Below are 15,361 nucleotides of genomic sequence, written 5' to 3'. Positions count from 1 at the left end.
CTAAACTTTAGAACACAAATTAAATTCTAGTAAAAAAAATCGTACTTTCGATTCCCCTACTGAATATCATTTCGTTGCCAAGTTTCAATCATCAATCAAAAAACATTTCATTAATCCAAAACCATCATCATGAAAAAATCAATCAAACTCATTGCGCTCTTTGTAGTTTTTCAACTCTCTACACTGAGCATTTCGGCACAAGAAAAAGCAAAGCAAATCGAACAACTTTTGAATAAGTACAACGAATACGGACAATTTAACGGTTCAGCTTTGGTTTCAGAAAACGGAAAAGTAATTTTCAAAAAAGGATTTGGTTCTGCTAATATGGAATGGAATATTCCAAACCAGGCTGACACAAAATTCAGATTGGGTTCTATCAGCAAGCAATTTACAGCACTTTTGATTGTAAAATTGGCCGAAGAAGGAAAACTAAAACTAGACGTTCCAATCAGCACTTATTTACCAGATTATCCAAAAGAAAATGGAGATAAAATAACCGCTCATCATTTATTGACGCATACCTCTGGAATTCCAAATTATACTAATGCTCCAAATTTCTTTAAAGATAAATCTCGAAACCCATATACTCCAGCAGAATTTGTAAAAACGTTTTCAAGTTTACCGCTTGAATTTAAACCAGGAGAAAAATTCAATTATAGTAATTCAGGTTATTTTTTGCTAGGTTACATTATTGAGAAAATTACAGGTAAAACATATGAGCAATATTTACAGGAAGTTGTTTTTACACCTTTAAAAATGGTAAATTCTGGTTATGATCATAGTGATGTCATATTAAAAAACAGAGCTGCTGGTTACGAAAAACAGGGCAAAAAAATCGTAAATGCTGCCTATCTCGATATGAGTATTCCTTACGCGGCTGGATCATTGTACTCGACTGTAGAAGATTTGTATTTATGGGATCAAGCACTCTATACCAATAAATTGCTTAACGAAAAAAGCATCGAATCGCTATTCAAACCTTATATTTCTGCAGGAAGAGCTTTTTATGGTTATGGTTGGTTTATCGATGATGTTGATAATGGCGACAAAGAAAAACTAAAAACGATAGGACATGGAGGCGGAATTAACGGTTTTAATACGATAATCTCTCGTTATCCTACAGATAAAAATCTAATCGTTTTATTGAATAATACTGGGGGAACTGTTTTAGGCGAAATCAATGATGCCATTCGTGCTATACTTTACAATAAGCCATTTAATCAGCCTAAAAAATCTCTTGCTCTAGATCTGTTGGATATCTATGACACAAAAGGTGCAGTAGCAGGAACAGAAAGCTACAAAAAGCTTAAAAATGATCCTACTTATGCTATTAAGGAAGGTGACATTAATAGAGTTGGATATCAATTACTGCAAGAGGGCAAAAAGAAAGAAGCGATTGAGGTTTTTAAAATTAATACCGAAACGTTCCCAAAATCTGGAAATGCTTATGATAGTTTGGGTGAAGCTTATTTAGCCGATGGAGACAAAAAATTGGCTATCGCGAATTATAAAAAATCAGTAGAACTTGATCCGACAAATGAAAATGGAAAAAAAGTCTTGGCAGAAATTTCGAAATAGACTTTTTAAAGGTTCATAGTGGCAAAATGACAAAGGTTCAGAGGTTTTATAATGAAACCTTTGAACCTTTTATAATTTTATAAAACTTAAAAACTACTTTCTCGGTTTAAAGACCAATTTAGTTGACGTTTTTATAATTTCCTCTTTATTCAATTTCATCTTTCTGAACTTTCCTTCGTTGTACATTTCTGCTTGATCGTCGTAATGCTTGCTGAAAGGATTTCCAGATTGCCCAGTTGGCAGAATACTCCAGCTGTTTTCTACATCTGCAAAATCTACAATTCTTCTGGTTGAAGGTCCGCCTTTGGTGTAATATTTTCCTTCATCATTAAATCCGAAAAATAAATTGTTAATCACTTCATTGGAGCCTGGCGAATCAAATGGTCCAACATTAAACAATCCTCTAAGCGCTGCTACTTTTCCAAGCGGATGTTCGTGTTCTACCGTATGAACTTTTCCCCATTTCCAATCGGAAATGTTTTCTCCTAATTGGCTCTGCAAAGCAATAACAGCGTCATGAAATGATTTTGAAACTATATCTTTTCTGGTTTCCTTTATATTTTTTGTTTTAATATTATCCCACCAAACCGAATTTTCGTTTTTAATTTGATTGGCAATCACTTGTTTTCCAAGAGAGATTCCGGTAAACAAGTTGAAATTTTCTTTACCCATTTCATCTTCAAATGTATTTTTCAGATATAAATAAATCCATTTGTTATAAATTGTTGGTGCAACATCTTCTAAATTTGTTGTTCCTTTCCAAGATTTTAAAACTGCAATTACTTCTTTTTCTTTGTTAGAAAGTGCTTTTGCGTCTAAACTTAAGATTAAATCTTTTACCACACCAACCGCAACATCAGAAGTATTATCATAAATCATTTTGCTAACCGCTTCTTTATCCCAATCTGATTTGGCATCTAAAAATCCTGAAATTCTTTTCGCTCGATCTTCAGGTAAGTAATATCCAGGATACAAATAACCATTATCAATTGCTTCTGGCTGATTATTAGCAGAATAAACATAGCCCCATTTCGGATTTTCTGCCGACGGATTTTGCTCAAAATCTAAAAACTTCGTAATATCATCTTTACCACTTGCGCCGTCTAAAATCAAATGGGTATTTACGCCTTCGTTGTGTCGATACAATTTCCCGCTTGCCCACCAAGCTACATTTCCTTTCGCATCGCCATACATCACGTTTAATCCTGGCGCCGCAATTAGACTGACTGCTTTTTTAAAATCGGTTGTACTTTTAGCATGCGAAAGTCCGTAAGCCGCATCTAAAATCTGTATAGGTTCTCTGGTATACGTCCACGACATTGCAATCGGATTTTTCTTTTCCAGACGTTCCATCAAATCATTCATAATTGGCCCGTGACGCGTCACTTTAAACGTCATAACCACATCTAAAGAGTCTTTTACTTTGATTGTTTTCTTTCTGATTTCGTATTTACTAAAACCTGTAGGAGTTTGATATTGAGTTACATCTCCCGTTTTATTTTTTTCCTGATAAAAGTCGATATCATCATTTTCAAACATTGTCAAACCATAGGCATAATCTCTGTTATGCGCCAAAAGCGGAAATGGAGTTCCAGCTAAATAACAACCGTACAATTCCTGTTTTGGCGTTACGATATGCGCTTCGTACCAAGTAGCAGGCTGAGAAAACCCAATATGCGGATCATTCGCAAAAATAACTTTTCCACTCTTCGATTTATGCGGTCCAACCACCCAACTGTTACTTCCAACAAATGGCGGAATCGGAGACTGATCCAGCATAGCCGAAATTGATTTTGAAATCTCGGTATATTCTTCTGTTTTCTCTTTTGAAATTTTGATTCTAGTATTATTAAATTCACCCTCAATTCCTAAATCTTTCAAGTAAGCAACACCATATTTGTTTTTAATATCTGTCAATAAAGGATCTGTTTTCTGAGCCATTGCAAAACTAAAAGACATATATCCGAAAATATTATAAACGTCTTTTATAGTAAACTTTTGCTTTTTTACTCCAACCAAAGTGAACTCAATTGGCGTTGCCCCTTCATCCAAATATTGATTAATTCCATCCAGATAAGCTTGAGTTAATTGATAACTTGGACTGTTTTTATCCAATTTCGCTATCGCTTTTGCCGAAGCTTCTTCGATACCAATTCCGGCAAAAAATTTATCATTTTTAAGTGCTACTCCTCCAAAAATTTCAGACAAACGTCCCGGCGCAATTCGGCGCAATAATTCCATTTGCCATAATCTTTCCTGAGCGTGTACATAACCTAATGCTATCATGGCGTCTTTTTCAGAATCGGCATAAATGTGAGGAATACCAAAATCATCAAAATAAACCGTCGTTTCTTTTTCTAGATTTTTCAATTGTAATTCACCTTCATATTTTGGTTTTAAATGAAAAACATACGCAAATAAACCAATGGAAATCAAAACAATAATAACCAGTAAGGTCAGCAGGATTTTTTTAATTATTCTCATATTCTAAAAACATAAAAAGGGTAAAAAATTCGTAATGATATAACTTTTCTTTAAAATCTTATAAAATAAAACGCTCTTTAAAAGTCTAAATTTATGTATTTAAAATTAATACTATAAATGTCAATCTATAAAAAAATAGCGATCGGAGTAATTTCTTTACTTGTAATTTTACTTCTGGCGAATGTCGGATTGAATTATTGGATAAAAAAACAGCTTCCGATTATCATTCATGAGAAAAACAAAACCGCTTACAACATCAATTATGAAAAGATTGAAGTTTCGCTTTTTTCTCGAAATATCTACGCTCAGACCTTATTAGTCAATCCGAAAAACGAACCTAAAGACAGCAAAAACGGACTTTTTTCTAAAATTGAATCCATTACCATAAAACACTTCAACATTTGGGATTTGGCTTTTCGCGATATTATTCAGGCAGAAAGTATCATCATCAATAAACCACGAATGATTTTATATAAAAAAGGCGAAAAATTAATCAATGACAGCAAAAGTATTCAAAAAGAAATTGTTGATCCCTTTCGTAAAATTGTTGCTGTTTCTAATATTTATTTAAACGATGGAACAGTTGATGTAGTTTCTTTAGACACTCAAAAACCAATTTTTAGCATTAAAAAAATCCTTTTAAAACTTGAAGGAATTTTAATAACCGATGCCACTTTAAAAGAGAAAATTCCGATTCAATACAAAAGTTATGCTTTGGTAATTGACAGTTTATTTTACAGACCAAGCGCTTTTTATCATATTAATATTGGAAAAATAAGCACGGAAAAAAACTTTCTAAAAATCAATAATTTTTCTAATATTCCACAATTTGATAGACCCAATTTTATAAAACGATTAGAAAAAGAAAAAGATATTTATACGTTGAAATTTGATTCTGCACAAGTGTACAAAATGGATTGGGGTTTTAAAAATGATCGTTTTTTCTTCAAAGCAAACTCATTAGTAATCAATCATTTTGACGCCAATATTTATCGCGGAAAAATGCCGAAGGATGATTTGAGCAAAAAATATCTTTACAATCATTTGTTGCGAAATATTAAATTCCCGTTGCAAATTGATACACTTCAAGTTCTAAAATCTAAATTGGTTTATGAAGAAGAAATTGATTTCTCCAAAGGTCCTGGAATTTTAAATTTTGATAAATTCAATTTACAGGCAACGAATCTGCGAAGTGGTTTTGGATTGAAAAAGACAACTGATGTAAAAATCAAAGTCAATTGTATTTTCATGAAAACTTCTCCTCTTAGTGTGGACTGGAGTTTTAATGTTTTAGACAAAAATGATGGTTTTCATATTCAGGGCGTGATTTCCAATTTTGATGTTAGGGCGATGGGACAATTCAGCAAGCCATACATGAACGCGTCCTTTACTGGAGTTTTCAATAAATACCGTTTTAATTTCTACGGAAACGACAATATTTCTAAAGGAAATGCTTCTTTAGATTATGACGATCTGAAAGTGAAATTATACAAAAAGAAAAGTCCTGAAAAAGAAGCTAAACTAAAATCGGCAATTGCTAATTTATTGGTCAAAAACGACTCAAAAGATAAAGCCAAAACAGCAGAGGTCGAAATCGAAAGAATTCAGGAAAAATCATTCTACAACTTTTTATGGAGAAGTATTGCAGAATCTTTGAAGAAGATTTTGATTTAAAACATTTATCAACATAGCCTGCGGTTTCAACCGCAGGAACGCAACACATTTTCCGCAAAGAAATCCCATAACGTTTACAATACGTTGCCCGTGGTTGAAACCACGGGCTATGTTATTTTTGATTCGTAGCTTTCCACATATTTTTGTCATTCCGAGGAACGAGGAATCGCACAAGAACTCCGTACAGCATATCGCCAATCTTTGTCGATTCTCTAGTGCGATTCCTTGTTCCTCGGAATGACAAGATTGTGGGAATTTCCACTAATTATTTTTTAAAATCCTTCGAATAAAAATTAGTGGAAATTCGTGTAATTCGTGGCAAACAATCCACAAACCTGATAATTATCAGCTTTTAAAAAAAATTATTGTTTTTCATTTGTCTCTATTTTAATCTGAATACAAATGACAAAAAAAAATCTGCATACTTTTCATATTCCAGTAATGGGATTGGCCTATACGATAGACAGTCCGATACGAGTGGCGCAATATGGGATTTCGTCTGTTGTGGCTCTCGCTGATGATGATTTAATTGAGAAGATGCGTAATTTTTATAGCACTAAATTCAATATTCCGTACGAAGAAATCACACAGAAATTTCACGACTATCGCGCTGTAAGAATCACCTCTTATCTTAATTTAGTTGACAAAATTGTAAAGGACAAATTCGAAAATTTTAAAACAGAATTAGCCGAAAGCAAAACCGCTTTGGATAATTTCATGTCGATGCTTCCTAATACTTCTGACATTAAAAAAGGCTTCCAGAATTTATTGGATGATGGAATCACTTTCAAAGAAAACATTCAGAACTATATCGAAACACATCTTTTTCCGGGGGAAATTGATGTGAATATCATGACGAAACTGGACAAAGATAATTTTGTAAAAAACAAACAGCTTCCAATTGAGTTCAATGATGCTCATGCAGCTTTAAGAGGTTTTGCAAATAGCAATCTGGAATCGTCTGTTGTACTTTCTGCAGGAATGAATCCGAGATTATTCGGTTATTTCGAAAACTTCAAAGACTTTTTTCCGAATGAAAATAACGAACTTAAAAAGAAAATCATTCTTAAAGTAAGTGATTTCAGATCGGCAATGATTCAGGGAAATTTCTTGGCAAAAAAAGGACTTTGGGTTTCAGAATACAGAATTGAGTCGGGATTAAACTGCGGCGGTCACGCGTTTGCAACTGACGGACTCTTATTAGGCACTATTTTAGAAGAATTCAAGCAGAAAAAAGAACAACTGGTACAATCGGCCCATGATTTAATAATTAAAGCTTTACAGCTGAAAAATCAGCACTTTCCAGAAAACCCTTTAGAATTAAAAATTACCGTTCAAGGCGGAGTTGGAACTTCAGACGAACACAATTTTTTACTTGATGAATACAAAGTAGATTCTGTCGGCTGGGGATCGCCATTTCTGCTAGTTCCTGAAGCTACTTCTGTTGATCAGGAAACTCGAAATTTATTAATGAATGCCAAAGAGGATGATTTTTATTTAAGTAATATTTCACCTTTAGGAGTTCCTTTTAACACCTTAAAAGGAACAACCAATGAATTTTTAAAGCAAAAAAGAATTCACGAAAACAAAGCAGGAAGTTCTTGCCCGAAGAAATTTTTGGCGTTAAGCAAAGAATATGATCCGCATGGCATTTGTACGGCTTCTAAAAAATATCAGGACATTAAACTGGAAGAACTAGAAAGCAAAAAAGATATTTTATCAGCTGAAGAATTCGAAAAAAGCAAAATCAAAATAACAGAGAAATCGTGTTTATGTGTTGGTTTGGCAAATGCCTCTTATCTTGAAAATGATATAAAAGTAAAAGGTCAGGCGCAAGGCGTTGTGATTTGTCCAGGTCCGAATTTAGCTTATTTTGATCAGGAAGTTTCTTTAAAAGAAATGGTTCATCATATTTATTATGGAAAATCAATCATAAGAACAAATGACCGTCCGAACTTATTTATAAAAGAGCTTAAAATGTATGTTGCTTATTTTAGGAATGAAATCCAATCTATTTCTGGAGAATATACAACAGCACAGCTTAAAAAATGGAATACCTTTAAATCTAATTTGCTAGATGGAATTGAGTATTATAAAAATTTATTTGAATCGACAATTGTCTTTGAAGGCGACCTTGATCAACTCGATTCTTGTAAATCAGAATTAGTTGACATTAAAATTCCCGTTTCAGAGTTGGTTTAAAATTAAGAAACCCCAAATTAGAAATAATTTGGGGTTTCTTTTTATTTATAGAAAAACTATTCTTTCTTCTTGTTTTTACTGTCAATAACAGCACCAGTTCCTGTACCTAAGGCTGCTCCAGCTAATCCGCCAATAATGGCACCTTCACCTTTTTTCTTACTAACGATTGCTCCAGTTGCAGCACCAACTCCGGCACCAATTACAGCACCTTTAGCGGTGGAGCTCCAGCCTTTCTTTTTTGTAGTAGTTGTCGTTGTATTTCCATTAGCTGCCTGCTGATGCACTACAACAACTTTTTCTTTTTGAGATTCGACTCTTTGTTCTTCTTTTAACTTAGCCATTTCAGTCTTCATTGAATCGATAACACGTTGTTTGTTAATCTCAACTTTCATTGAATCAATACTGGCTTGCTTGGCTTTATTTATATCTTCTTTACTCTGTTGTTGTTGGCAAGAAGTTATAAATATTACCGTCAATAAAATATATAAGCCTTTCATGATTGTAGTTTTTAAAATTATACACTACAAAATACGGAATATCTGCCATAATGTTTGTTACAGAATTTTTTGGAAAGTTTATAAAATTAGAAGATTTTTGACAAAGTTTCCATAAAGTTTGTCATTTCGAGGAACGAGAAATCTCCACGAGAAGCTCGACAAAGATTGGCTTATTGGAACGGAGTTACTTGTGGAGATTGCTCGTTCCTCGAAATGACAAACAGTATCTTAATAAAGCATTACTTCCCTAAAATTCCTTTTTTCAGGATTTGCCCGAAATCGTACATATCCTCATAAGAACAATACAAAGGAACTGGTGCCAAACGAATTACATTTGGTTCACGCCAGTCTGTGATTACTCCATTTTTCATTAAATAATCGAATAAACTTCTTCCTTCTCCATGTAAAAAAACCGACAATTGCGAAGCTCTTTCTTCAGGATTTGAAGGCGTAATAATTTCAAAATTACCCGCAACTTCTTTGTCAATTTCGTGGAGAATAAATTCTAAATAGGAAGTAATATGATCACGTTTTTTAATTAAAGCATCCATTCCAACCTCAGCAAACATTTCTACAGATGCCAAATATGGCGCAAGAGAAAGAACCGGAAGATTACTAATCTGCCATCCGCCTGCTCCGTGAACGGGATCAAAGTTAGGTTCCATTTTAAAACGGCGTTCTTTATTATGTCCCCACCAGCCAGCGAAACGAGGTAAATCTGGATCGTTATGATGTCTTTCGTGAACGAAAACTCCAGAAGCATTTCCTGGTCCTGAGTTCATGTATTTATAACTGCACCAAGCAGCAAAATCTACATTCCAATCGTGAAGTTCTAATTTTATATTTCCTGCGGCGTGCGCTAAGTCCCATCCTACTTTTGCTCCGGCTTTTTGTCCAGCTGCCGTAATGGTTTTTATATCAAAAACTTGACCCGTATAATAATTTACTCCGCCAATTAAAACTAAAGCTAGCTCATCGCCAACTTCTTCGATCTTTGCTAAAACATCTTCAAGGCGAATGTTATGTTCTCCCTCTCGGCGTTTGATTTCTACAATGGCATCTTCTGGTTTATATCCATGAAAATGAACTTGACTTTGAAACATATATTGATCTGATGGAAACGCTTTTTCTTCGCAGATAATTTTATAACGTTTGCCTTTTGGCTGATAAAAAGAAACCATTAACAAATGAAGGTTTACAGTCAACGTATTCATAACCGTAACTTCTGATGGAAGTGCACCAACAATTTTACTCAATGGTTCTGCAAATCTTTCCTGATAATCCCACCAAGGTTTTTCTGCGTAAAAATGACCTTCAACAGCCAATTCTGCCCAGTCATTCATTATTTCGTCAATATAAGCTTTGGTTCGTTTTGGCTGTAATCCTAATGAGTTTCCGGTAAAATAGATTACTCGTTTGTCATTAACTTTTGGAAAAATGAATTGTTCCTGATAGTGGTTTAATGTGTCTTTCGAATCTAGCTCTCGTGCAAATTCGCGTGTATTTTGAAAAGTCATTGTGTTTTTGTTTTGTCTGCTAAAATAACAAATTTTGTTTGTTTTGTTTCAGGTTTCTTTCGAAGCTTCGGGATCATGTTTATATACTTTGTGTTTTTTAACCGCAAAGGTCGCAAGGTTTTTTATTCATTGTGTTTGCCAAATGCATAAGTCCGCAAAGCTTTGCGTACTTAGCGTTTGTAAACGTTAAGCTTGATAAAAACTCTTTGCGAACTTTGCGGTTAAATTTCTCAACAAAAGTTAACCCTGAAACGTGAAACCATTAAAAAACAGAAAACCCGACAGATTCTAAAAAATACTGTCGGGTTTTTACTTTTAATATAATTCTAATTAAAGAATTAACATTGCGTCTCCGTAAGAATAGAATTTGTATCCTTCTTTGATCGCTTCGTCATATGCTTTTTTCATTAAATCATGTCCACAGAAAGCAGAAATCATCATTAATAATGTTGATTTTGGTGTGTGGAAATTTGTAATCATACAGTTTGCAATACTGAAATCGTGAGGAGGGAAAATAAATTTATTTGTCCATCCTTCGTAAGGATTCAAAGTATTTGCAGAAGAAACAGAACTTTCAATTGCACGCATAGAAGTTGTTCCTACTGCACAAATACGTTTTTTCTTTGCTTTTGCTTCGTTTACTATATCACAAGCTTGTTGATTAATGATCAACTCTTCTGAATCCATTTTGTGTTTAGATAAATCTTCTACCTCAACTGGGTTGAAAGTTCCTAAACCTACGTGTAAAGTTACTTCAGCAAAATTTACTCCTTTGATTTCTAGTTTTTTCAAAAGGTGTTTAGAGAAGTGTAAACCAGCAGTTGGTGCCGCTACAGCTCCTTCTTCTTTTGCATAGATTGTTTGGTATCTTTCAGCATCTTCAGCAGTAACTTCTCTATTGATGTATTTAGGAATTGGAGTTTCTCCAAGTTCTGTCAATTTGTTTCTGAATTCTTCATAAGAACCATCGTATAAGAAACGTAAAGTTCTTCCACGAGATGTTGTATTGTCGATTACCTCAGCAACTAATGAATCATCATCACCAAAATAAAGTTTGTTTCCAATACGGATTTTTCTAGCTGGATCTACTAGAACATCCCATAAACGTTGCTCTGAATTTAATTCTCTTAATAAGAAAACTTCAATTCTAGCTCCAGTTTTTTCTTTGTTTCCGTACAAACGCGCAGGGAAAACTTTTGTATTATTTAAAATTAAAACGTCTCCGTCATCAAAATAGTTGATAACGTCTTTAAACATTTTATGTTCGATAGTGTTTTTTTGACGGTCAATTACCATTAAACGAGATTCATCTCTATTTTCTGCCGGGAATTCAGCTAAAAGTTCTTTCGGTAAATTGAAATTGAAGTGTGATAATTTCATATTTGAAGTTAGATTTTAAAATATCAATCTTAGACTTTTTTATCTAAAATTTTAAATCGCCTGCAAATATACGATTGTGAGATAGGCGTTGTCAAGTGTTTTGACATTTATTTTCAAAAGTCCTTGATTTTGTGGTGTTTTAAGAACCATTAAAAGTTCTTTTTTTAACCTTTCTTCAACCATATAAGTTATATAAGTTCATTTAATTGGATTCTCAAATGCTGTTTAAACCCGAAATGCTTTAAAAACCTCTCAGGTTTGCTTCAAAATGTGCATAAAAAACCTCTGGTTAAACCAGAGGCTATGTTTATTTAGCTTTGCAGTGCGCTTTCATTTAAATGAACTTATATAACTTATATGATTCAAAAACTACAGTTCTGAGATTTGAAAGTTTAAAGCTTTTAAATCATTCCAAAAATCTGGGTATGACTTTGAAACTACTTCTGCATCGTCAATAATAATTGGCACTTTGATTGCCAATGGCGCAAATGCCATTGCCATTCTGTGGTCATTATAGGTTGCAATATGAATATCATGTTTAATATCTTCAGACTTTACTAAAGTTAAGCTGTCATTTGTTACCGAAATATTGGCTCCTAATTTTGTCAACTCCGTTTTTAAAGCTTCAAGTCTATCTGTTTCTTTAATTTTTAAAGTGTGAAGACCTGTTAAATGGCATCCAATTCCTAAACCTAAACAAGTTACTACAATTGTTTGAGCGATATCTGGTGTGTTATTTAATTCAAAATTTACATCTTGATAATTAAATCCTGCCACTTTTTCCAAAGTCATTTTATTGTTTTGAAAAGTCGTTTTCACTCCCATTTTTTCATAAAGAGAAACCAGTTCTGAATCTCCCTGAAGACTATTTTCTTTGTAACTGCTTAAAGTAATTTTTGCAGCATCAGATAATGCTACTAAACTAAAGAAATAAGAAGCCGAACTCCAATCCGATTCTACAACCATTTCTTTTGTTTCAACTGCTTCTTTTGGGAAAACTTTAATTACGTTTCCTTCAAAACTAGTTTTAATATCTAAATCAGCCAACAAAGCCAAAGTCATTTTGATATACGGAATAGAAGTAATTTCTCCTTCTAAAGTCAGTTCCAAACCATTATCTAATTTTGAAGCCACTAATAAAAGTGCCGAAATATACTGGCTGCTTACATTTGCTGCCAAGTTTACTTTTGAAGCGGTAACTTTTTTCCCTTTAATTCTAATTGGCGGATAACCCTCTTCTTTTTCATAAGAGATTTCAACACCTAATTGTGTCAAAGCTTCAACCAAAATTTTTATCGGACGTTCCTGCATTCTACTAGAACCTGTTAAAACTACTTCTCTACCTTCATTAACTGAAAAATAAGCCGTAAGAAATCGCATGGCTGTTCCGGCGTGATGAATGTCGACAATTTCGTCATTTCCTCCCAAAGCTTTTTGCATTACTTCGCTGTCATCTGAGTTTGAAGTATTGGCTAAAGTAATATTTGGAAATAATGCTTTTAGTAACAATAAACGGTTCGTTTCGCTTTTTGAACCCGTGATATTTAGTTGCGAATCCTCAATGGTGAAAATTGAATTCGTGCTTAATTTTAAATTCATTTTTTTAATTGTAAGTTGTGAATTATGAATTATGAATGATTAGAAACATAATTCAGCCCCGCAATTTACCACTCCCCATTCATAATTCAAAATTCAAAACTCATAATTCAAAACTTATGAGTGATATTTCACAATTATTTCAATTTATCATTGTTTTTGTGACGATCTTTATCTCTAACCGATTTTAAATCCATTTTCTTGTCAAAAGCAGCTTGTAAATCGATTCCGGTTTGATTCGCCAAACATAAAACCACAAAAACAACATCGGCTAATTCTTCGCCTAAATCTTTGTTTTTATCGCTTTCTTTTTCTGATTGTTCTCCATAACGGCGTGCAATTATTCGGGCTACTTCTCCAACTTCTTCTGTTAATTGAGCCATATTGGTCAATTCGTTAAAGTAGCGAACGCCATGTTCTTTTATCCAAGTATCTACATCTAACTGTGCATTTTTCAAATCCATCTTCTAGGTCTTTTTAAGAATTATTTTGTCATTTTGAATTTCGATTATTCTCTGAAAAAAATCTTTTATCATATCGTAATCTTCAGCCGCAAAGATAGCTTTACTTATTTCTTGCGTCACTTTAATTTGTATTTGATTTTCATCAGACATAATGTTCATGGTGTAAGAAGCCGCTTTGTCTTCCATTACAATTCTTATAGGAGAAGGCAGCGATTCTACGACATAACCTTCTGGTATTTGCAAAAACAAATTAAATTTTCGCTGTTCTGGAAAGCCAAAATAAATTGGCATTTGTCTTTTTTCTAATTTAAATGGATTGCTCTTATAAGAAAAAAACAATAGCGGATTTACAAATAACTTACCACCAATAACATCATATGCTTTATCAATACTGAAAGATGCTTTTTCCGTAACTGGTCTCGACAAATCTTGATTATCAGCTCTATAATCTTCTATTGCTATACCATTAAATTGCTGTTCCAATTTTTCAATATTACTCGCATTTGTTTTAGTGCCAAATTTCTCTCTAAAAATTAAAGCATTATAATCTGTTTTTTGCAAAGACAAACTTCCTTCTAGCTTTGCTTCTTGGGGCTCGATAAATGCACTTACCGTATTATTGATTACAGAAAATTTAGTCGGAATTAATTCTACTTCCTCACTAGTTCCATTTTCTTTTATTAATCGTCCTTTCCAATTTAAAACATTTAAAGGAAGAATATTTGGAACTGTAAACTTACTTGTAGCGTCTAGCAGAATCTGTTCACCATCTATTTGCGCCGCAGCTATAAGATAATTGAAAACCGTTCTATTAGGAAAAACCGGAACTCCATTTTCTATTGTACTAACCAAAACAGGAGATACTTGTATTTTTGCGGTCTTCAGCATAGAAATCAGCAACAAATTAATTTCTGCCGTATTTCCTGTTTTTTCTTCATAAGCTTTTTTTACACCTTTATCTACGTAATAGCCTTTCTTTTTGTTCCAGTTCATTCTATTCTGAACAAACTTAAAAATAGTATCTAATCGATGTCTAGGGGAATTTACGTTCAATAAAAGCTTCTTTAAATCTTCTTCGTAAAAGCTTCTATTACTTAGTTCTTTTGCAAAATCAGCATCTTTATAAGTTGACTCTGCTAGCCCTTCCCATGTTTTGGTGTAGTTGACAACTGGTTTATCTGGAAATCTTTTTAACTCTAACTCATTTTGAATCGAGCCTTTAAAATTGTTTATGTTGTTAACAAAATTCTCTTCTTGAAGTGCAGGAACATCAACTCCAGAATAAAAACTATTAATTTGCTTGTAATTACTGCCGTAAATCTGTTTGATAGGTTCAATATCGGCATTCATCTCTGGTTTGTATGTTCCAACGAGAAGTGTTTTATAAATAAAAAATTCTGGGATTTCAGATTTGTATTCGAAATAATTTACTGGAATTTCATACTGAAAATCAAAATCAGGAAGACGAACCAAATCTTCTGACTTTAAAGTATATTTAAATTCGATTACCGAACCCACTTTTACGTTGGGCAAAGCAATTGAAGCAACATTCCAATTCTTATTTACTTTTTCTTTAAAACTACCTTCACTATTCAGTTTTGTTTTTATTATTGCTCCATTTTCAAGATTGTAGGTAGCAGCATCAGAAAAAGTTACTTTATCGTCTCTTAAATTTTCGTAACCAACATAATAGGAAACTTTTTGAGTGGCCCAGCTTAATCCTTCTTTTTTATAAATTTTTACTCGAAACTCATAAACATGATTGGCAAGAAAACCGCTTTGTTCATTGTAAGTAAAAAAAGTCCTTCCTTTCTTAAATAAAATCGCGGCTGGCGCAGAAGTATCTTTAGGATTCTCCTTTTCCTTCAATTCCTCAACTGTTACTTTTCCTAATTCAAACTTCTGAGCATTAATTTCTGTAAAAGAGAAAACTAAAAAAAAGAAAACAGCAAGGGAACGAGAATTCATT

General features: G+C 33.3%; 10 protein-coding genes. 3 read left to right on the top strand and 7 right to left on the bottom strand.

Annotated elements, in window-relative coordinates:
- Positions 1-129: 129 nt before the first annotated feature.
- Entirely contained in the window at positions 130-1,578 is a 1,449-nt protein-coding gene (locus LL966_RS20365; RefSeq protein ID WP_229355788.1) for a serine hydrolase, read from the top strand.
- Positions 1,579-1,671: 93 nt separating this feature from the next.
- Here LL966_RS20365 and LL966_RS20360 read toward each other — a convergent pair whose 3' ends face one another.
- Entirely contained in the window at positions 1,672-4,062 is a 2,391-nt protein-coding gene (locus LL966_RS20360; protein WP_229355787.1) for a penicillin acylase family protein, read from the bottom strand.
- Positions 4,063-4,179: 117 nt separating this feature from the next.
- Between LL966_RS20360 and LL966_RS20355 the strand changes: the two genes are divergently transcribed.
- Together LL966_RS20355 and LL966_RS20350 are read left to right on the top strand one after the other, a co-directional pair.
- Positions 4,180-5,736: a hypothetical protein gene (locus tag LL966_RS20355; RefSeq protein WP_229355786.1), complete on the top strand. Its 1,557-nt coding sequence runs from the start codon at positions 4,180-4,182 to the stop codon at positions 5,734-5,736.
- Between the two features lie 402 nt (positions 5,737-6,138).
- Complete coding sequence (locus tag LL966_RS20350; RefSeq protein ID WP_229355785.1) at positions 6,139-7,938, top strand: hypothetical protein; 1,800 nt, start codon at positions 6,139-6,141, stop codon at positions 7,936-7,938.
- Positions 7,939-7,994: 56 nt separating this feature from the next.
- Here LL966_RS20350 and LL966_RS20345 read toward each other — a convergent pair whose 3' ends face one another.
- The 6 genes from LL966_RS20345 to LL966_RS20320 form a co-directional block, all read right to left on the bottom strand.
- Positions 7,995-8,435, bottom strand: coding sequence for a YMGG-like glycine zipper-containing protein (locus LL966_RS20345; protein ID WP_229355784.1), 441 nt, complete (start codon positions 8,433-8,435; stop codon positions 7,995-7,997).
- A 239-nt stretch (positions 8,436-8,674) separates the two neighbouring features.
- Positions 8,675-9,952, bottom strand: coding sequence for a kynureninase (gene kynU / locus LL966_RS20340; protein ID WP_229355782.1), 1,278 nt, complete (start codon positions 9,950-9,952; stop codon positions 8,675-8,677).
- Positions 9,953-10,282: 330 nt separating this feature from the next.
- Entirely contained in the window at positions 10,283-11,332 is a 1,050-nt protein-coding gene (gene queA / locus LL966_RS20335; protein WP_229355780.1) for a tRNA preQ1(34) S-adenosylmethionine ribosyltransferase-isomerase QueA, read from the bottom strand.
- A gap of 369 nt (positions 11,333-11,701) precedes the next feature.
- On the bottom strand, positions 11,702-12,931 hold the full coding sequence (gene aroA / locus LL966_RS20330; protein ID WP_229355779.1) for a 3-phosphoshikimate 1-carboxyvinyltransferase: 1,230 nt from the start codon (positions 12,929-12,931) through the stop codon (positions 11,702-11,704).
- A gap of 134 nt (positions 12,932-13,065) precedes the next feature.
- On the bottom strand, positions 13,066-13,392 hold the full coding sequence (locus LL966_RS20325) for a nucleotide pyrophosphohydrolase (protein ID WP_012022600.1): 327 nt from the start codon (positions 13,390-13,392) through the stop codon (positions 13,066-13,068).
- 3 nt (positions 13,393-13,395) lie between these two features.
- Entirely contained in the window at positions 13,396-15,360 is a 1,965-nt protein-coding gene (locus LL966_RS20320; protein WP_229355778.1) for a DUF3857 domain-containing protein, read from the bottom strand.
- Between the last annotated feature and the right edge of the window lies 1 nt (position 15,361).

The organism is Flavobacterium chungbukense (assembly GCF_020805785.1).
GTDB lineage: Bacteria > Bacteroidota > Bacteroidia > Flavobacteriales > Flavobacteriaceae > Flavobacterium > Flavobacterium chungbukense.
Note: the sequence above shows the minus strand (reverse complement) of the source record. Positions and strands in the feature narration are given on the sequence as shown.